Here is a 19,344-nt window from a genome sequence, read left to right as displayed (position 1 = left end):
TATTTACCTGATTTACTGTCAAACAGCTCAAAACCACAATGTCTGATACAACGAGCAAGCAACAAGGCCAGAAAAAAGGCCATAGTAATCTTTACAAATGGATTGTAAGGGGAGTATGGATAGCTTTTATAGCTTTTTTAATAGGGTTCCCCCTTTATATTTACACGGTGAGTGTGGATTTTTTAGGCTTATATGGCGGGCTACCCAGCCTTGAAGCCCTTGAAAACCCCAAAAGCGACCTTTCGTCTGAACTTTATTCTGCCGACAATATCCTGCTGGGTAAATACTACCGGGAAAACCGTAGTCCAGTTACCTATGAAGAGTTGTCGCCCAATCTAGTAAATGCTTTGGTCGCAACTGAGGATATACGCTTTTCCGAACATAGCGGAATAGATTTAATCGGTTTGGCACGTGTTGGGTGGGGGGTGTTTAAAAATGTGGTTACCTTTGGCGCCAGTGGGTTGGAAGGGGGGGGGAGTACCCTTTCTCAACAAACTGCGAAAAATCTCTACAAAACGAGAACCGGTGAGAACGAGGGGCCGCTTATGCAGATTCCCGGTTTACGAATACTTATAGTTAAGACAAAAGAGTGGCTGGTAGCTGTAAAACTGGAGAAATATTACACTAAAAAAGAAATTTTGGCTATGTATCTCAATACTGCTAATTTCAGCAGTAACTCATATGGTATCAAGGTGGCCGCCAAAACCTTTTTTAATAAGCACCCTCACGATCTCACCATAGAAGAATCTGCCACCATTGTAGGTATGCTTAAAGCTTCCACCTATTATAATCCTGCCAGAAACCCTGAAAACTCCAAGGGTAGAAGAAATGTAGTGATTGGCCAGATGTATAAAAACGACTTTATCTCCGAGCAGCAATACGATTCGCTTACCTCTTTACCAATTGTTCTGGATTTTAAAGTAGACAGCCATAATGAGGGTTTAGCTACGTATTTTCGTACTGTAGTACAAAACTGGTTGCTAAGGTGGGCAAGAGAGCATGGCTATGACCTGTTTGAAGACGGATTAAGGATATACACTACTATTGATAGCAGAATGCAGGAGCATGCTGAGAATGCTGTAAAAGCACATATGCAGTATCAGCAGGAACTGTTCAGAGATCATTGGAAAGGAAGAGGAGAACCTTGGCGTGATGAGGAAGGTGAAGTGCTGAAAGGCTTTATTCCTATGTTGGCAAAGCGTTCTGAACGTTATCAAAGTTTAGAAAAGACATATGGGAAAGGTAATGACTCCATTGATGTGGTTATGAATACACCAGTGGAAATGACATTATTCAGCTGGGAGGCCGAAAATAATGAGATAGACACCCTAATGAGCCCTATTGACTCTATCAAATATATGCAGAGCTTTCTGCATTCCGGCTTTATGTCCATGGACCCTCATAACGGACATATCAAAGCCTGGGTAGGAGGGATTAATCATAAGTATTTTAAATATGACCATGTAATGCAGGGAAAAAGACAGCCTGGTTCTACTTTTAAGCCATTTGTCTACGCAGCCGCCATTGATAACGGATACTCACCCTGTTATGAGGTAGTGGATGCTCCGGTTACATTCTCAGTATATACAGATGGCGAAGAGGATACCTGGACGCCTCAGAATGCCACAGGAGGCTATTCAGGAGACCGTATGACGATTCGGCAGGCAATGGCTCAGTCTAAAAACTCTATTACTGCTTTCGTGATGAAGCGCATAGGGCCTGAAACCGTAGTAGAATATGCTAAACGATTAGGGATTAATAGCAATATTGAGGCTGTTCCTGCACTTTCATTAGGAGGTGGAGGAGATGTTTCAGTATACGAAATGGTAGGTGCTTACAGTACTTTTGTCAATCATGGTACCTGGACTGAACCCGTGTTTATTACACGAATTGAAGATAAAGAGGGAAATACCGTGTATGAAAACCCGGTAAATACACGTGAGGCATTGAGTGAAGAAACCGCCTACTTAATGTTATATATGTTAAGAGGTGCTACCGAAGAGGAAGGAGGCACAGGTCAGGGGATAGCCAGAGAAATAAGAGAAGGAAATGAAGTAGGAGCCAAGACAGGTACTACACAAAACTATTCAGATGGGTGGTTTATGGGTGTCACAAAAGACCTGGTATCAGGTGTTTGGGTAGGTGGTGATAGCCGAAGTGTCCATTTTAGTACACTGGCGCTAGGCCAGGGCGCGCGCATGGCAATGCCTATATGGGTAGAATATATGAAAAGCGTGTATGCAGATGAAAGGCTTGATTATGAAAAAGGACCATTTGAAAGACCCGCAGGAGGTATTTCTATTGAAATAGATTGTGATAAATACAAATCAGACATATTCGGTGAGGAGCCTGATTCACTCATGGTAGATGAGCCGGTAGAGCAACTGGATGAAGAGAGTATTTTCTAAACAGTTTTATTCTGAAAATATATAGAAACCACCCTAAAAAGGTGGTTTTTTTGTATAGAAAAAGGGAAGCTATACTGATTTTTTGGGTAAATTATTATTAATTACATCTGCAAAAAATATAAGTACAAAGTAATAATAGAGTTTGCGCTTTGCCGTAAACTTGTTTCTCTAACGCAAATGTATTGTTGTGCAAGAAACCAACACCGAAGATCAACTATTCGTAGATCAAATTAAGTCGGGTGACGAAGAGAGTGTCGTTGCCATATATCAGGCTCATCGCAACGGCTTCATACAATGGGCACAGTCTACTTATCATGCAGATGAACCTACAGCTGCAGATGTATTTCAGGATGCTGTGATCTGTTTACATCATAACATCACCTGCGGTAAGCTGGAGACGCTGACCAGTTCACTGAAGACCTATTTATACGCAATTGGAAAAAATATTCTGCGCAAAAAGCTTCAAAAGGAATCAGTGCTGGACAAAGATGAAAACTGGATGATTGAAAATCTGTATGTGGAACCTCTGGATAATTTTGCTACCAATGACAGGCAGCGCTTTGTGGCAAATTTGATGGAGACGATAGGTGAGCCTTGTAAGACGATTCTCAAATTGTTCTACTTTAAAGGATTTAGTATGGGGGCTATAGCCCAGGCTATGGATTACAAGAATGAAAATGTAGCTAAAACACAAAAGCTACGGTGCCTTACTACCCTGAAACACAAGTTGAGAAATCAGTACAGTGGAGATGAATTTTATGGAGACTAAGAAAATGAGTGAAACCAAGGGAAACCATAGAGACCAGATTGACCGCTATGTAAATGAAGAAATGAATGAAGGTGAGCGCCTTGAGTTTGAACAGCGAATGCGAGAGCATGCGGAGTTAGCACAGGCGGTACATATGCATAGAGACGTATTACAAGGTATTGAAATTTATTTTTTGAAGCAGCTCAAAGAGCAGTTGATGCTTTCTGATCAACCTAAAAAATCTAGCTTACCGCTGTGGGCGATTATTCTGATAGGCCTTGTCACCGCAGGTGGACTGATAACGTTGATGTTTTACCTGAATGTTTTTTGAGGATCACTGAAATTACGATTCTCATTGTCACCTAGCTGACAGTAAAACAATATTAGCTGCTAATATATTTATTTATGTTCTACTGGTAAAGTAACGTTTTTGACTAGCCTTATACACTATCATCCCTTATAAAATTCATTATGTGAATGGTCAATAATTGCACAAATTCCTGGCAAAGGCTAATCCTGCGTATCTTGGCTGATTGGTAAACATAGGGTTACTCACGAATGAATAAGATGAGCCAAACCATTAAAGGTTGATGTCAATCTATGATAGCACAGTCTGGTGGGCCAGATCATTAGATTTTATCTATTTAATTTAAGTTGTGGATAATGTTTTGTTAAAAGTAAAAGCAAATAGGAACAGAACGACCTTGAGCAAGAACCCCTGTGGGGTAACTGCATGGATTTTTCCGGGAAAGCGAGCAGTAACTTGGCTGAAGCAGGTTTCAATACGCTTTCTGTAATGCTTTTTTAAAAAACGCATAGCTGCGTTATCCTGCCTTTTTGAGTTAGATTTTCGCTCTACCAATAGGCGCACCTGATCGCATTCTTCATAAAGGTCTTCCAACTCATAATGCGTATAAGCACTGTCAGCATAAAGTTCACTACCTTGAGGTAAGTATAGGGACATAGCTTGTAAAGCTGTATTGTCGTGAATAGAACCAGCCGTGATCAAATAATCCACTGGTATACCATCGGCGGTGGTAACTACCTGTACCTTAAAACCATAGAAATACTGTCGTTTGGAGGCATTGTATCCCCGATAAGATTCATGTTTTAGTAGCTTGCACCTCCCAATACGAATGTTTTTACAAACAGCTACTGGGAACGAATCTATTAAGTAGCGACTTGCAGTGTTGAGTTGCTTGAGACTCTCCCCCAATGCTAAAAAGATCCTGATTAAAGTATTTGATAGGCGATGCAGATGGCGATTAAAGTTAGACTTGTCTATTTTGGCCATCCCATGATGTTGCTGCATGTATTGACAAGTAGTGTGCTGGTTGCCATAAAAGTACTGGGCTGAGAGCAGGGCAGTAGTTAATATCTCCGCATCACTTACTTTGCGACGAATGTCTATGTGGGGTTGGCTGATTTTTAAATAATCGTCCATAAAACAATATATTGCAATAGTATAGTCTGTCATGTAATTGTTAGGTAAAGTGTGGTAACTTCACTTTAACAATCTTTTGGCAGACTATGCTTCATTTAACCTTTTAATTCGCAACTTGAGTTATTTAAGCGTAGCTAGATGGAAAAGTAAAATATAGTGTTCGTAAAAAGGATATTGCGCCGGAACCAGCAGTAGTCAGAATACTTGATGAAAAACGTCAAATCAAGCAAGGCTTGCTTCATAGTATACTTAATACTTAAGGATATCAGGTTAAAAGATGGGGCTAATCATATTGATAACGGTATTTTCCGTGAGCTGTAATATTATAGGCTAAATGGCTGCACACCATATATAGAATTGTGACATCTCTTCCATCACTAAACCTTCCGGCTTTTTTCAATGTTGCAACATCACAATCTCGATTTCAAAACTCATGTGCACATTAACCTATTTGCCTACTTCAGAAGGCTTTCTTTTTACATCTAACCGAGATGAAAGTACTGCTCGCGAAAAGGCAGTTTTTCCTTCATCAAGTCATAGCAAAAGTGGAAAACTTTTGATGCCCCTAGACCCAGAGGGGGGAGGAACCTGGATACTGACAGCTGAGAATGGTGAAGCAGCGTGCCTCTTAAATGGTGCATTTGTAAATCATACACGTAAGCCTCCTTATCGCAAAAGCAGAGGGAGAGTCATCGTAGAATCTTTTGATTTTGAACATGTATCTGAATTTTTGGATACATATGAATTTGATAATATTGAGCCTTTCACTTTGATAAAAGTCGTGAGTACATCTGAAGGTAGAGCACTGCACGACATTCGTTGGGATGGTCATAGGCTTCAGCATAGCCTGTCAGACAGTTCACAAGCTCATATCTGGTCATCAGTAACCTTATATGATGAACAAATGCGCGCTAAAAGAGAGCAGTGGTTTGTGGAGTGGCTGGCCTCAGGAAATGAATTTACCGCACAAAATATACAGGATTTTCACCTGCACGGAGGAGAAGGAGATTCCACTGTGGATTTCAAAATGACTAGAAGTGGAGGGTTGCAGACGATCAGCCTTACCTGCATGGACATCCGTGCTAATGAAGCACAAGTTGAATATAATAATCTGCTATTCAACCAAAAAGCATCGGAAACGCTAAAGCTGAAAAGTTTTGTGGGTAGAACTTGAATGGGAAGATACAGCAAAATCATTGATTTTAATGGAGCCGATGCTGAACCTGCCTATAGATACAATCCTGAGATGTAGCTTTGGCATTGGCCGTATCAGCAAGGTGTGGCTAATCAAGAGAGAATAGCAGGGTACATGATTCGCTCAACGCCTGCAAAAATTAGTCATGCATCAAGAATTGAGAAATTCATGATTTAATAATTCAAGAAATCAAAGACTACCTACTGGTAATATCAGTAAAAGTTAATTATTTTGAAGTAATATTCGTCTCTACATACCTAAACTTTGGTTGATATGCTGCGTCACATAAGCTTTTTTATATTCTTTATCATTTCCACTGTTGCATGCCAACCATCGGAACAGGATACACATGTTGCTTCTCCTCAATCAGATACGCTTGCTTTAGGAAAAATTAGTTTTGAAGTGGAGGGTAGCGAAGAAGCCATGCCCCATTTTATGCGTGGCGTAGCAGCCTTGCATAATTTCTGGTATCCGGAAGCCTTGGAAGCTTTTCAGAAAGCCAGGGAAGTAGATCCTGACTTTGCCATGGCCCACTGGGGCGAAGCCATGAGCCATAACCGTACTTTCTGGCAAAACCAGGACAAAGCTGCCGCTCTGGAAGTGTTAAATCAACTTGCCCCTTCTTCCGAAGAAAGACTAGCTTTAGCTTCTTCAGAAAAAGAAAAAATGTATTTGCAGTCATTGGACATACTGTATGGAGAAGAAGGAGATAAACTCACCAGAGATCGTGCTTACATGCAATTTATGAAGCAGTTCTATGACAAATATCCTGACGATCATGAGGTTGCTTCCTTTTATGCGCTTTCGCTGTTAGGAGTTTTGAGAAACAATCAGGGAGGTGAGAAAGAACGTATGCAGGCTGCAGCGGTAGTTCAAAAAATACTGGCAGAAAATGAACAGCATCCGGGTGCGGTACATTATCTGATACATGCTCTGGATGATCCTTTGCATGCACCTATGGCACTTGAGGCTGCTTACACCTATGCCAGGATTGCCCCTGAGTCCAATCACGCCTTGCACATGCCCTCCCATATTTTTGTGCAACTGGGCTTGTGGGATGAGGTGATCAATTCTAATATTGATGCCTTCGCAGCATCTCAGAAGTGGGTAGAAAGAAAAGAGCTGACCATCGCCGACTGGGATTATCACAGCCTTGCCTGGATGTCTTATGGTTATGAGCAGAGTGGACAGTTTGAAAAGTCTCAACAGAACCTGCAGAAGATCAAAGATGCCATGAATGAAGTGGAAAGTGGTGCCGCGGATTATTATATGCCTCTCATGCAGGCGAATTACATCATTAATTCAGAAAAGTGGAAAGTCCTTCCTGCGCCTGAAATTGAAGATCGTGGGGGTAGAGGCTTGTATGTGCGTTGCAGCCAGATGTTAGCTTCCGGACTTAGTGCAGTGCATTTGAAAGAATGGCAGGCTGCAGATGAAGCATTGCAACATATGGATAAGGTCAAGAAAAGGCTTCAGAAAAAAGAAGATGCTTATCATGTTAAGCTTTGCGAAATCAATGAAAAAGCGCTGAACGGCTACCTTAAGTTTGCTCAGGGCAATACGGCAGCTAGCCAAAAGCTGTTTGAAGAAGGAATGGCACTGGAAGAGAGCATGAACCCTCCAACAGGTCCTCCCGATGTGGTTAAGCCGATTCATGAGCTTTATGGAGAAGTTTTACTGGCAATGGGCGAAGCGGACAAAGCCATGGAAAGTTTTGGAATCGCATTAGAACGCACTCCTAAGCGAAGCGCTTCAGTATTAGGAATGGCAAGAGCAGCCGAAATGATGAACGATCGTGCTACCGCATATCAGTATTATCAGCAGTTTCTGGAAAACTGGAAAAATGCGGATCCTAATCAGGCAGAAATCCCTGAAGCAGAACAGTACCTTGCCCTTAATCCCGACCAGGAAGATAAAGCGTCGGTCTATCTGCCTACACCTGTACAGGCACCCTTGGATCAGCGCTTATCTATTAACCAATGCCTGCCCACCGGCATGAAGCTCAACTGAGTCTGAAACATTTTTTGGATTGCCTCGCTTTTTATGTTGAATGAACTATTTTTCAACCTAAATTGAAGAGGTATGAAAAAATTACTATGGACCTGCTTGATTATGGTCTCTGCATTGGCATGTACTCCTGCAAGTCAGAATACTGAGGATAGCGAAAATGACGATAACCGTGACTATATGATGGATGATGATATGATGGAAGAAGAAGAGACCGAAAATGATAGTCTCAAAAACAGAGACATGCTCTCCCGGATTCACATTTTACATTAACAGCCTAACAATTTTTATGGTTACTGCTTTTACAAAATATGACTGAAACCAGCAATTATATTTCTGAAGAACATCATGAGCGTGCTCATTTGACCCTTGATGAGCATAACCAACCTAAGCTGCATTTTGAAAAGTTTTGCCTGGAGGCAGTTACTATTGTACGAAGTATCAATGGTGGGGAGTGGAAGACTCTGGCAAAAAATGTGCGCTCTCCTTATATTGATCAGACAGCTTTTCAGGCAAATACACATGTCAAATACCGCATCCACTTTGGACGCCATGAGGAAGAGGCTTTTGAGCTGAACATAAGTTTTTCTTCATAGAAACTCTCTAAAATACCTGCTTCTTTAATTTTTCTGCTTTACTTACCTTACTTTAGAAAAATCAAAGGTAAGCGTAAAAAAAAATTAAGTCAGTATCAGTAAGTATGAAGCAGTATTTGCAATGGCTATGGCCATTCCTTTTCGTAATTGCATGTCAGCAAAAAGTAGAACCTTTACATATTGAAGCATCTCAAACCTCCAAACCCTGGACCTACTGGTGGTGGATGGGTAGTGCTGCTACCAAAGCAGACATTACGGATCAGTTGGTAGACTTTCAGCAGGCAGGAATGGGAGGTGTGCACATTATTCCTATCTATGGCGTGAAGGGTGAAGAAGATAATTTCCTTCCTTATTTGAGTGAGGAATGGCTAATAGCAGTAAAGCATACAATCCAGACTGCGGATTCTCTGGGAATGGGAGTAGACCTTACGCTGGGAACCGGCTGGCCATTTGGAGGACCTCAGGTCAGTGAAGCCAATGCAGCCAAACGGGCCGAAATTATTACCTATGACTTCCCCCAAACGAATCGGATTTCATTTCGGACAGATACGATACTTACTGCGCATAAGCTAAGAGGTATTGAAACAGTAATGGCCATCAATGAAACAGGGGAGCAAATTGTGATAAGTAACATTGAAGAAGATGTAGTCATTCAGCAAGTGCCTGAAGGGAACTGGAGGCTATTGTTATTAGGTACATCTATCACCGGACAGCAGGTGAAGCGCGCAGCGCCCGGTGGTGAAGGCCTGGTAATGGACTATTTTGATTCTACAGCCGTAAGTGCCTATCTGCAACACCATGAGTCTTTATTATCAGATCTGATTTCAAGCACTCCGCCGCGTTCTTTCTACCACGATTCCTACGAAGTGTACGGTGCCAACTGGTCTACTGACTTTCCTGAGAAATTTGAGAGGTTAAGAGGCTATTCGCTGATTGAAGCACTGCCCATCCTGGAGGATACTGTGCATCAGCAGCATGGCAGAGTGCTGCACGATGTACGGCAAACCATATCAGACCTGCTATTTGAAAACTTTACCAGCCTCTGGACCTCCTGGAGCGATGAGAGAGGCAGGCTTACCCGCAATCAGGCCCATGGTTCGCCGGGCAACATACTGGATTTGTACGGACTGTCTAGCGTTCCTGAAACTGAATCCTTCGGTACCAGTAAGTTTAATATTCCCGGACTCAGGATAGATGAAGATTTTGAAGAAGAACGCTTTGGTAAGCCCAGCCCTTTGATGATGAAGTTTGCTTCTTCACCCGCTCATCTGATGGGCAAGCCCTGGGTAAGTTCAGAGACTGCCACCTGGCTGGGAAATCATTTCAAAGTATCGCTTTCGCAGGTCAAACCACAGATAGATGAGCTGTTTACGGCAGGCATCAACCATGTTTTCTTTCATGGCATGGCTTATTCGCCAGAAAGCGCGGGCTTTCCCGGCTGGCTGTTTTATGCTTCTACCAATTTTGGCCGTAGCTCCCACTTTTGGGACGAGCTTCCTCAACTTACCAGCTATATCAGCAATTGTCAGCGTTATCTGCAGCATACTTCACCTGATAACGATATTCTGCTGTACTTCCCCATACATGATCTCTGGACCAAGAAGGAAGGAAACTGGCTGCTGCAACTGGATGTCCACCACTATGAAGAATGGTTTTCAGCCTCAGCGGTAGGAAAGCTGGCAGAACGGCTTTATAGCGATGGATATACTTTTGATTACCTTACTGATCGTCAGTTAGCCGGCTTACGCCAGGAGGAGGGAGGGGTAAAATTGCAGGAAGGTGGGGCAGAATATCAAACTATCCTTGTGCCTCCAACCGATTATATGCCACTGGAAAGTGTGCATAAGCTACATGAACTGGCAGCAAGCGGAGTGCCGGTCATTTTCATGGAAAAACTGCCTTCCTATGTAGCGGGCTACCACAAATATGATCAGCAGGAAAATAGTTTAGCTCAGCTCAATGAGCAATTACAGCAAAATACCCGTGTACAATTGCTGGATGGTCATGAAGCATTTTCAGATTTACCTTTCTTAAGACCGGAAAGTATGAAACAACAGGGGCTTAGCTTCATTCGCAAACAGCATGAGCAGGGCTACCTGTATTTTATCTCTAATCTGAGCAGTGAATTTACCGAAGGTCCCATTCGTTTAGCTGTTGAGAGCGAGGCCGTAGAAATCTTTGACCCGAATAGTGGTGAGAGGGGAAAAGCTGATCATACCGTGGTAGATGGGCAGACACAAATCTATCTTCAGCTTCCTCCCGGGGCATCATGTATGTTGTTTACCTATGATCTGCCGCTGAGCAGCGAAGCGATCTATCCCTATAAAGCAGAAAAGGGAACACTAGACTTGCCGAATGAGTGGGAGCTTAAGTTTATCTCCGGTAACACGGAAGTGCTCAATCAAAAGGTATTTAATTTTGACACTTTAACCTCCTGGACCAGCTTGCCAGACAGCAGTTTACAGTATTTCAGTGGAAAAGCCCGTTATACGCTTAATTTCTCCCTGTCGCCTGAGCAAGATTCCGTGGATGCTTATCTTTTGCAGTTTGCCGACCTACGTGAAAGCGCTCAGGTGATCCTCAACGGAGAAGAAGTGGGTACAGTCTGGACGCTCCCGTATCAAATTATCCTGCCGAAGGATCATATGAAGGAGGATAATACGTTGGAACTGATCGTGCAAAACCTTTCTGCTAACAGAATGAGAGATATTGACCGCAGGGGAGTGGAATGGAAAAAGTTTTATGACATAAACATAGTAGATATTACGTACCGTCCCTTTGATGCATCGGCCTGGGAACCCGTAAAATCAGGTATTATCGGTCCTGTGAGCCTGCAAAAAATTCAGTACTTTCATTAACAAGCTCTTAATATTCATAGATTATCATAAACAATCTTTCATAGAAATGAGGTTTTAGTCTAATACTCTTTCGTGTTGGTCTAGTATGCCTTAGAAAATACGGGAATAAGTTTATTTCGTTCGTTCAAAGTAATAGTAATAGCTAGCGAAACCTTATTAAAACCTTTATTTCTGACATGCTAAAAAACTTACTCTCATTGTTCCTCTGTCTATTAAGTTCCCAACTAGTATTAGCCCAGGGAAGTGTTAGCGGACAGGTATTAGATGCAGAATCCGGAACTCCCCTGGAGTTTACTACCGTGAGTCTTTTGCAGGGTGCCGATTCCACCCTGATCACCGGAGGATATACCGACAGTGAAGGAAAATTCACAATAGAGGCCAAGCCAGGCCTTTATATGATCAAGCTACAATTTGTGTCTTACGATCCTAAGGTGGTCAGTGACGTACAGATAGGAAACAGCAACAAAAATATGGGTGCCATCTCACTTGCTGAGAATACCTCCACCCTTGCTGAGGTGGTAGTAGAAGGAAAAAGAGAACAGATGGAACTGGAACTGGATAAGAGAGTCTTTAATGTCGCTCAGGACCTGAGCAATACCGGTCGTAATGCTTCCGAAATATTAGATAATCTCCCTTCGGTCACGGTAGATGTAGAGGGAAATGTAAGCTTAAGAGGTAGTGGTAATGTGAGAATTCTGGTAGATGGCAAACCTTCCGGCCTTATCGGCATCGGCAATACTGATGGATTACGTACCCTAAACGGTGATGTGATTGAAAGAGTAGAAGTAGTGACTAACCCTTCGGCCCGCTATGATGCTGAAGGTTCTGCCGGCATCATCAATATTGTGCTGAAAAAGAAAAAGAAGGCTGGGCTTAATGGTTCCTTTACTGCGAACGTAGGTACTCCCGAAAACTATGGCGCTTCAGTAAACTTGAACTATCGCCAGAGCAAAATGAACTTCTTTGTTAACTACGGGGTCAACTATCGTCGTACACCGGGGATGGGTAGCTCCTATCAGGAATTTAACGGAGCTGATACTTCTTATATTACCCGCCGGGAGAACGACCGTTTGCGGGGAGGTATATCCAGCAATATCAGATTAGGTACGGACTTCATCTTTAACGAATACAATACCCTTACTGCCTCCGCGCTATACAATGTATCGGATCAGGATAACAATACCGATACCTGGTACCGTGATTTTACCACAGACAATGACCTTATTCAGCGTACGCTGCGTACCGACCGAGAGCATGAAGATGAGGAAAACCAGGAGTATGAACTGTATTATAAACGTACTTACAAGAAAAAGGGGAGAGAATTTACCGCCAATGTACAATTCAGGCAAAGTGCAGAGATAGAAGATGCCGATCAGAACGAATTTGAAGGTTTTGAAGAGATGTACCCTACTTTGGTGCAGCGTTCGCTCAACGATGAGAACGAACGACAGTGGCTGATACAGGCAGATTACGTATATCCTTTCCTGGAAAACGCGAAATTTGAAACCGGAGTGCGTAATACGCTGCGCCAGATAGATAATGAATACATTGTAGAGGAGCAGGAGGAGTCTGGCGACTGGGTTAACCTACCGGGCTTTACCAATACCTTCAATTATGATGAGAATATTTATGCAGCTTATGCTATTCTGAGCAACAAAACTGGTAAATGGTCTTATCAGGGAGGTTTACGGGCTGAGGCTACCGATATTACCACTCATTTGATACAAACTGATGAGAAAAATGATAAGGATTATATCAATCTGTTCCCCAGCGCTTTTCTGACCTACTCCTTGAGTAAAACAAACTCTCTTCAGGCAAGCTATAGTCGCAGAATCAATCGTCCGCGCTTCAGAGAATTGAACCCTTTCTCCAGCTTTACAGATGCACGTAATATTCGTACAGGTAATCCTGATCTGGACCCCGAGTTTACCGATAGCTATGAGCTGGGTTATCTTTATAACTATGCTACCGGTAATATCTATTTTGGTGCCTACTACCGTTTTACTGACGATGTGGTAGAGCGAGTACGATGGACAGAAACAGTAGATAGCGTGGTGATCACATTTACGCGTCCTGAAAACCTGAGCACACAAAACGCTTATGGCTTTGAACTCAACGGTTCCAAAGATTTATTCTCCTGGTGGAATGTGAATGCGAACTTTAACTTCTACCGTTCTATCACCGAAGGTGAGTTTGATGGTCTGGAGCTTTTTGCTGATACGTATTCCGCCAGTGGACGTTTTACTTCCAAATGGGAAGTGCCCAAATTATTTGATGTGCAGTTCAGCGGTTTCTACCGTGCTCCTGAAGTTACTACGCAGGGACGAAGAAAAGCTTATTATTCTTTAGATCTAGGTGCTACCAAAGATGTATTCCAAAAGAAAGGTACGCTTTCACTTAGTGTAAGAGATATTTTGAACAGCAGGAAATTCAGATACGAGACGATTACCGAAACACTATACGAAGAGGCTGAGTTTCAGCGGGCTCAGCGTCAGCTCACTTTATCATTTACCTATCGTCTCAATGATATTAACAACCGCATGCGTGGTGGAAGAGGTGGCGGCGGCTACGATGGGGGGAATGATGACATGGATTTCTGATTTCATAATCTAATTGTTTAATACCTGAAAAGGTCAGTTCAGCTCGAATTGACCTTTTTTACTTTGACTCCTGCTTATTCATACTGATTTGTAAAGAATTTTTGCGCGTTGTTATCCGCAAAAGCTTTAGGGGAAATGCTTTTGAAGAGAAGCTGTGAGTTCCTTTTTTAAGATGTAAAAGAAAAAAATACATTATTTGCGATTCCGTTGATCAATTAACTTCCATTTGGGCTACGTTTCCTGGCAGAATGATTGATTATCAGATATGTAACCAACTTATTACCTGCCTTCTTAAACGCATACTTGTTAAAACCTGGCAGGCCATTGTTCAATTATTACTTATCGTGTACCAGGTCATACTTTTACCATTAAGATTTTTTCATATTTGCTGCAACGATGCTATCAATTGCAAAAATGTATTTACTTCATTAGGGGTACAAAACAAGAGACAAATGAGTGCTTAAATAGGCATCGTGAGATCTCAGTGAAGGTATTTTAATGTTCATCTAAGCAGAATCAATCTGGGTTTATTATTAAATTTTAACATTCAGTTGCTCCTATTTAACGCTGAAACCTAATATATAAGCGCTGTTTTGTTCTAAAACTTTCTTTACATGTAATCTATAAGCATTTTGTCTATTGCAGATCCGTCTATTTTGACCCCAATTGAGGCATCTGAAATCTTCAAAATTGAAAAATATAGGATAAACGAGTAGCAAATTGAAGGATGAATTTCTTAAGCAATTCCTTGGCAGGAATTGTTGGAGATCAACCCAGACAAGAAGAATCCTCTTTATTTCACTGGTTCAGGTAGTAGGAAGTAACGATATGGAAGATACTTTCGGAACTTCCCATATTGATTGCCTCCAAACGATACTGTACACCTGCTTCCAGTTTGCGCTTATCAGTGAAATACCAGCCGATACCTAAGTATAGGCGATTGTCCAGCTCGTTTTCATAGGCATTAAGCTCCCAGAGAACTTCTTCTGAGAATATCAGATAGGTCTCACCGGGATCAAGCTGCTGTCCGTTAGTAGGAAAGTCATAACTTAGCCGATAACGAAAACGGCTGCTGGTTCCGGCATCGCGAATACGTTGCTCTGCTCTGAAGCGATGCGCCAGTCTGCGGGCTCCTACAAAGGAAACGAAGGCATATTGCTGCATCAGGCGGTGTTCATAGCCCGAAAACTCATCATTGAAGGGGGCAATCATTCTGTATTTATATCCTCCTCCCAATTCGCCACCGTTAAAAAACTCATAATTGGCAAAAAACTGGCCTTCCATAAATTGCCAGTCGTAAGTTTCCAGTTCTTTGCTTGCTTCGTCCATCCATACATTGCGTCCACCGAGGCTGCTGTTGAACGACCAGTGCTGAAAAGGTTCCCAGGTATAGGACAATTCCGGCTCCCAGCGAATAGCAGATTGTGAAAAGCCTTTTTTTGGAATAGATAATCCTGATAAGAGCAGAAATATGATACAGGCAAGCTTAGTATAAGACATTATCAAGCGATCTTCTTTCTATCTTTTGTACATTTAGCAGTTCACCTTCATCATCAAACAAGAACTCGTAGGGGCCATACATTTTATCACTCTTTACCCGAGCTACAATTTCGTAACGAATGGTCAGATCTTCGCGATCCTCTTCCATAAAATCTTCTATCAACTCCTCATCTTCATCATCTGATTCTTCAGGGGTATATTGACGCTGCAGGCGTTGAATCTTATGCTTTTCAAAATCCTCTTCAAAATACTCGGCAATCTCTTCCCGGGCTTCTTCTTCCATTGCTTCAAAATCAATAAGCTCCTCAATATCCATCAGCCGGCCGTCAGCATAGAATTCCACACTGAGTTGCCTGTCTCTCCACAGCATTTCTATTTCATAGCCGGTTTTTTCCCCGTCGTACTCTTCATAATACCTGATACGACGCGACTCTTCCAGCATGGGCCTAATGAGGTCAAGAATCTCAGCAGGTACTTCCTCCTCTTTAATACTTTTCTCGTATTCCTGCTTGACTTTCTGGGCATGGGCCTGGCTGACAAATAGTAGAAGAACCATGAAGTATAAAAATGTTGTTTTGCTTAATTTCATAGCTTGCTTCGTCAATTCTTTAAATGTAACGCTTAATGATGGATACGGTTTCTGACCAAACATAATTTCGTGACGAAATTCAGCTTGCAGGGGCAATGGTTTTGCCTCTGTCATTCCTATGCCTGATAATGAGAAGTACAGGCTAATAGGGAAATAATCATTAGTCCTCTTACCGGGGCATGTAAAGCTCAATAGAAAGTCTGCTTATCCACAATAAAGATTTCCCCACTTTGCTAGGGGATAACAAAGCGTATCGGACGATACTTTTTTCCTTACATATCTAAAACTCAGAAGAATCTGAAGTATACGATCTATTAAGGGAGTTAAATGGAAAGGCAAAAGGAGATATGAAGTAAATATTTACCCGCTCTTATATAAAAAGTTCAGTAGAACGACTTTTGAAGTCGTTTTAATATAGAAATCAGCATACCCATAAGCAAAAGGCCAGACTTTTATAAGCAGTCCTGTTAAAAATTATCTCAGGATATGCGAAGATCCCTATACCTTAATGGTTTCCATTTTCTGAGAGGCTCTCCAGCGCATACGGTAGGCATTCATGGCAGTTCTTCCCAGTTGTTTAGTAAGCCGGTAATTTACCACTACCCCTACGACCGCACCTATACCGGGAATCATCTGTGCCAGTTTAGCGAGGTCCAGGTAGTCACGATATTCCAACTGAAACGTACGCCAGTCAAAAGCATGAATATCGTAAGGTAGTTTTTTGCTGTATTCATCCCAATGCTTAAGTTCTTCAAATACAACATTGCGCTGCTGCTGACTGGAGAAAGCCAATTGAAATATTTTCAATAGGTACAGGCGCTCGCGGTAGTCTCGTACGTCAAAACCATAGATGGAAGCGATTTCATAAAGCATTTTCATCTTAAGACTGAGGAAAAGCGGAAAGTCAGCCAGCGACATCAGGAAGCCCCCTGCTCCGGTGATTCCCCCTTCAGTTGCAGCTAAGCGGTTGTAGATATTGATACATCGCATCGCTTTAAATTCCCTTTGCTGAAAGCTTAAGCCAGTAAAAGGCCGTTTTGAAGTAAACTCAGAGCCAAAGAGAATGGAACGTACCATTTGTTTAATGGCCAGTGTTACCGCACGATGTATCTTATCAGGAATTAAGGTGTTGACTTTGTGTTGGAATCCTTTGGATAGCCTGTTGACAAAGCTGGGAGCCTTTTGCATTCTCTCCTCCCAATTAATTAGTTCAGCCATCGCTTTGCCTTCATAAGACCTTAGGTAACGCCAGATATAGGGCTCTTCTTTCCTGCCAGATTCTGACATACCTTTAGGCCCGAAAAAACTTTTTTTATCTTTAGTTTGGGTCAGGTTCATGTAATTAGGGTTAATGTTGTACTCATTAGAACAGTATTTTGTATTACATAGTTCTGGAATGATAGGCTGTACTCAGAACCTCTGACGAAGCTGTCCGGACTCCAGAGAATCACCCTGATACCTGCTTGATGAGTATCAAATAATATTCACAAACGTGAACAATTGTTTTACGGAAATGTATATTAATGTAAACTGAGACAAAGACCTTGACATTTTTATTAACCAATAAATTTTTTCACTTATGGCTATTACAAAGATTATTGAAGTGATCGCAGGATCAGAAAAAAGTTTTGATGATGCGGTAAACAATGCGTTGATTGAAGCTTCTAAATCAGTTAAGAACATTACTTCCATCTATGTTAAAGAGATGAAAGCTAATGTAGAGGGCAACAAAATTGTCTCTTATGGGGTTAATGCAAAAATTTCGTTTACAGTAGATTAGTTGAATCGTCATAAAGAATGATCAACATGAACCCGGGGAAATACTACTCGGGTTTCTTTATTTTATCCCCAAAATATGCTGATTCGGTGGTGCGCTAAGCAGGAAATGCTTTTATTTGACAGACAACCTAAACCTCAAGCCTTACCAAAATGAATAGACCTCTCTACCTCAGCATCTTACTACTTATTACTCTCTTTGGATGTCAATCAAACCCACAACAATCCCAAAATACTGAAGAAAAACCGCCTAATGTTCTTTTCATTCTGGTTGATGATATGGGTTATGGAGATGTATCTGCTTTTAACACCAATTCTAAAATTCCAACGCCTGCGATCAATACATTGGTGAGTGAAGGAATGCGTTTTACAGACGCACACGCCCCCGCTGCGGTATGTGTCCCTTCCCGCTACGGGCTCATCACCGGGAGGTATCCTATACGGCGCACAGGTATTTTCAATGGTTCCTGGATAGAGGAAGACAGAATGACCTTAGGAAGTATGTTGCAGGAGCAGGGCTATACCACTGCTTGTGTAGGCAAGTGGCATCTGGGGATGGGAGAGAACGAGAAAGATCCTGCACCTGATGGAAAGCTTAGTGCCGGGCCTGTCAACCGGGGATTTGATTACTTCTATGGAATACCTGCTTCGCTGGATATTCCTCCGTACTACTACATAGAAAATGACCAGTGCGTTGCCTTACCTACCGATAGTATAGGTGATAATAACTCACCGAATGTTAGCCCGATACAGGGAGCATTCTGGAGAGGAGGTAAAATTGCTCCAGGTTTTGAACATGAAGAAGTATTACCTCACCTAAGAGATAAAAGCCTGGAATTTCTCAAAAACCATCAGCAACAATCTGATGATCCTTTTTTTCTGTATGTTGCCTTACCGGCACCGCACACCCCCTGGTTGCCGCTGGAAGAATATCAGGGTAAAAGTGATGCCGGAATGTATGGTGATTTCGTATACCAGGTTGACCAGACTGTTGGAAGCATACTTGCTTACCTTGAAGAAGCAGGCATTGATGAAGAAACCCTGATTTTTTTTAGCAGCGACAATGGTCCTGTCTGGTTTTCTGAAGATGTAGAGCGCTATGAGCATAGTGCAGTTGGCCCCTTAAATGGTATGAAAGGAGATGCGTATGAAGGAGGACATCGTATGCCATTTGTGGCCCGATGGAAAGGACATATTGCTGAGAATACTAACAGCAACCAGCTTATCTGTTTTACCGATATGATGGCAACCATGGCAGATTTGCTGGATATATTTATCGATCAGGAAAATACGGCAGAAGACAGCTATAGTTTCTTGCCTGTTTTACTGAATGAAGCTCCCAGTGCTGCTTTGAGAAATGATCTCCTGGTAGAGTCTGTGTATGGTTTGTATGCCATGCGAGAAGGAGATTGGGTGTATATTAATGGTCCAGGTTCAGGAGGTTTTAGCGCGGGATACCCTCGCCCTGAAGGTTATCCTTTAGAAGGTGAAGGTCAGCTCTATAACTTGCGCGATGATTTAGGACAGGTCAAAAACTTATACTCCAAAAATCAGGCAAAAGCTGATACATTATCTCAGAAATTAAAGCGTTATCTGTTGTTAAAAAATGAGTGATAAACGTTT

The 19,344-nt window shown here is 42.1% G+C and carries 15 protein-coding genes; 11 read left to right on the top strand and 4 right to left on the bottom strand.

The features are described 5' to 3' along the window. The first annotated feature begins 38 nt into the window (after window positions 1-38). From OKW21_RS17200 to OKW21_RS17190, 3 genes are all read left to right on the top strand, one after another. Entirely contained in the window at window positions 39-2,408 is a 2,370-nt protein-coding gene (locus OKW21_RS17200) for a penicillin-binding protein 1A (protein WP_277481389.1), read from the top strand. Between the two features lie 187 nt (window positions 2,409-2,595). Then, the gene (locus tag OKW21_RS17195; protein WP_277481387.1) at window positions 2,596-3,177 is read left to right on the top strand and encodes an RNA polymerase sigma factor; all 582 of its coding nucleotides are present in this window, start codon (window positions 2,596-2,598) and stop codon (window positions 3,175-3,177) included. A gap of 4 nt (window positions 3,178-3,181) precedes the next feature. After that, the gene (locus tag OKW21_RS17190; protein WP_277481385.1) at window positions 3,182-3,487 is read left to right on the top strand and encodes a hypothetical protein; all 306 of its coding nucleotides are present in this window, start codon (window positions 3,182-3,184) and stop codon (window positions 3,485-3,487) included. 318 nt (window positions 3,488-3,805) lie between these two features. Here OKW21_RS17190 and OKW21_RS17185 read toward each other — a convergent pair whose 3' ends face one another. Continuing rightward, window positions 3,806-4,633, bottom strand: coding sequence for an IS982 family transposase (locus OKW21_RS17185; protein ID WP_277476897.1), 828 nt, complete (start codon window positions 4,631-4,633; stop codon window positions 3,806-3,808). 400 nt (window positions 4,634-5,033) lie between these two features. Here OKW21_RS17185 and OKW21_RS17180 point away from each other — a divergent pair, with 400 nt between their 5' ends. From OKW21_RS17180 to OKW21_RS17155, 6 genes are all read left to right on the top strand, one after another. Beyond that, the gene (locus OKW21_RS17180; protein ID WP_277481383.1) at window positions 5,034-5,774 is read left to right on the top strand and encodes an NRDE family protein; all 741 of its coding nucleotides are present in this window, start codon (window positions 5,034-5,036) and stop codon (window positions 5,772-5,774) included. 294 nt (window positions 5,775-6,068) lie between these two features. Continuing rightward, window positions 6,069-7,805: a tetratricopeptide repeat protein gene (locus OKW21_RS17175; RefSeq protein ID WP_277481382.1), complete on the top strand. Its 1,737-nt coding sequence runs from the start codon at window positions 6,069-6,071 to the stop codon at window positions 7,803-7,805. 72 nt (window positions 7,806-7,877) lie between these two features. Next, window positions 7,878-8,075 (top strand): hypothetical protein, encoded by a 198-nt coding sequence (locus tag OKW21_RS17170; RefSeq protein ID WP_277481381.1) that lies wholly within the window; start codon window positions 7,878-7,880, stop codon window positions 8,073-8,075. A 38-nt stretch (window positions 8,076-8,113) separates the two neighbouring features. Further along, window positions 8,114-8,398, top strand: a complete 285-nt coding sequence (locus tag OKW21_RS17165; RefSeq protein ID WP_277481380.1) for a hypothetical protein — start codon at window positions 8,114-8,116, stop codon at window positions 8,396-8,398. Window positions 8,399-8,502: 104 nt separating this feature from the next. Continuing rightward, window positions 8,503-11,256, top strand: a complete 2,754-nt coding sequence (locus tag OKW21_RS17160; RefSeq protein WP_277481379.1) for a glycosyl hydrolase — start codon at window positions 8,503-8,505, stop codon at window positions 11,254-11,256. A gap of 176 nt (window positions 11,257-11,432) precedes the next feature. Beyond that, entirely contained in the window at window positions 11,433-13,856 is a 2,424-nt protein-coding gene (locus tag OKW21_RS17155) for a TonB-dependent receptor (protein WP_277481378.1), read from the top strand. A 798-nt stretch (window positions 13,857-14,654) separates the two neighbouring features. Here OKW21_RS17155 and OKW21_RS17150 read toward each other — a convergent pair. The 3 genes from OKW21_RS17150 to OKW21_RS17140 form a co-directional block, all read right to left on the bottom strand. Beyond that, complete coding sequence (locus OKW21_RS17150; protein ID WP_277481377.1) at window positions 14,655-15,356, bottom strand: DUF2490 domain-containing protein; 702 nt, start codon at window positions 15,354-15,356, stop codon at window positions 14,655-14,657. Continuing rightward, window positions 15,343-15,912 (bottom strand): hypothetical protein, encoded by a 570-nt coding sequence (locus tag OKW21_RS17145; protein ID WP_277481376.1) that lies wholly within the window; start codon window positions 15,910-15,912, stop codon window positions 15,343-15,345. Before OKW21_RS17145 ends, OKW21_RS17150 begins: the two co-directional genes overlap by 14 nt. 531 nt (window positions 15,913-16,443) lie before the next feature. After that, complete coding sequence (locus tag OKW21_RS17140; RefSeq protein ID WP_420870140.1) at window positions 16,444-17,232, bottom strand: EcsC family protein; 789 nt, start codon at window positions 17,230-17,232, stop codon at window positions 16,444-16,446. 292 nt (window positions 17,233-17,524) lie between these two features. Here OKW21_RS17140 and OKW21_RS17135 point away from each other — a divergent pair, with 292 nt between their 5' ends. After that, on the top strand, window positions 17,525-17,725 hold the full coding sequence (locus OKW21_RS17135; protein WP_277481375.1) for a dodecin family protein: 201 nt from the start codon (window positions 17,525-17,527) through the stop codon (window positions 17,723-17,725). Between the two features lie 149 nt (window positions 17,726-17,874). Beyond that, window positions 17,875-19,335 carry a sulfatase family protein gene (locus OKW21_RS17130; protein ID WP_277481374.1) on the top strand — a complete coding sequence of 487 codons (1,461 nt, stop codon included), beginning with the start codon at window positions 17,875-17,877 and terminating at the stop codon, window positions 19,333-19,335. The last annotated feature ends 9 nt before the right edge of the window (window positions 19,336-19,344 follow it).

It is taken from the genome of Catalinimonas alkaloidigena (assembly GCF_029504655.1).
Lineage (GTDB): Bacteria > Bacteroidota > Bacteroidia > Cytophagales > Cyclobacteriaceae > Catalinimonas > Catalinimonas alkaloidigena.
This window is presented reverse-complemented; position numbering and strand designations above follow the sequence as displayed.

Bases quoted from the DNA above. Each gene is read 5' to 3' on its own strand.
- OKW21_RS17175 (WP_277481382.1), top strand. From the start codon at position 6,069: ATGCTGCGTCACATAAGCTTTTTTATATTCTTTATCATTTCCACTGTT.
- OKW21_RS17180 (WP_277481383.1), top strand. From the start codon at position 5,034: ATGTGCACATTAACCTATTTGCCTACTTCAGAAGGCTTTCTTTTTACA.
- OKW21_RS17165 (WP_277481380.1), top strand. From the start codon at position 8,114: ATGACTGAAACCAGCAATTATATTTCTGAAGAACATCATGAGCGTGCT.
- OKW21_RS17135 (WP_277481375.1), top strand. From the start codon at position 17,525: ATGGCTATTACAAAGATTATTGAAGTGATCGCAGGATCAGAAAAAAGT.
- OKW21_RS17150 (WP_277481377.1), bottom strand. From the start codon at position 15,356: ATGTCTTATACTAAGCTTGCCTGTATCATATTTCTGCTCTTATCAGGA.
- OKW21_RS17145 (WP_277481376.1), bottom strand. From the start codon at position 15,912: ATGGTTCTTCTACTATTTGTCAGCCAGGCCCATGCCCAGAAAGTCAAG.
- OKW21_RS17170 (WP_277481381.1), top strand. From the start codon at position 7,878: ATGAAAAAATTACTATGGACCTGCTTGATTATGGTCTCTGCATTGGCA.
- OKW21_RS17155 (WP_277481378.1), top strand. From the start codon at position 11,433: ATGCTAAAAAACTTACTCTCATTGTTCCTCTGTCTATTAAGTTCCCAA.
- OKW21_RS17190 (WP_277481385.1), top strand. From the start codon at position 3,182: ATGAGTGAAACCAAGGGAAACCATAGAGACCAGATTGACCGCTATGTA.
- OKW21_RS17140 (WP_420870140.1), bottom strand. From the start codon at position 17,232: ATGTCAGAATCTGGCAGGAAAGAAGAGCCCTATATCTGGCGTTACCTA.
- OKW21_RS17185 (WP_277476897.1), bottom strand. From the start codon at position 4,633: ATGACAGACTATACTATTGCAATATATTGTTTTATGGACGATTATTTA.
- OKW21_RS17160 (WP_277481379.1), top strand. From the start codon at position 8,503: ATGAAGCAGTATTTGCAATGGCTATGGCCATTCCTTTTCGTAATTGCA.
- OKW21_RS17130 (WP_277481374.1), top strand. From the start codon at position 17,875: ATGAATAGACCTCTCTACCTCAGCATCTTACTACTTATTACTCTCTTT.
- OKW21_RS17200 (WP_277481389.1), top strand. From the start codon at position 39: ATGTCTGATACAACGAGCAAGCAACAAGGCCAGAAAAAAGGCCATAGT.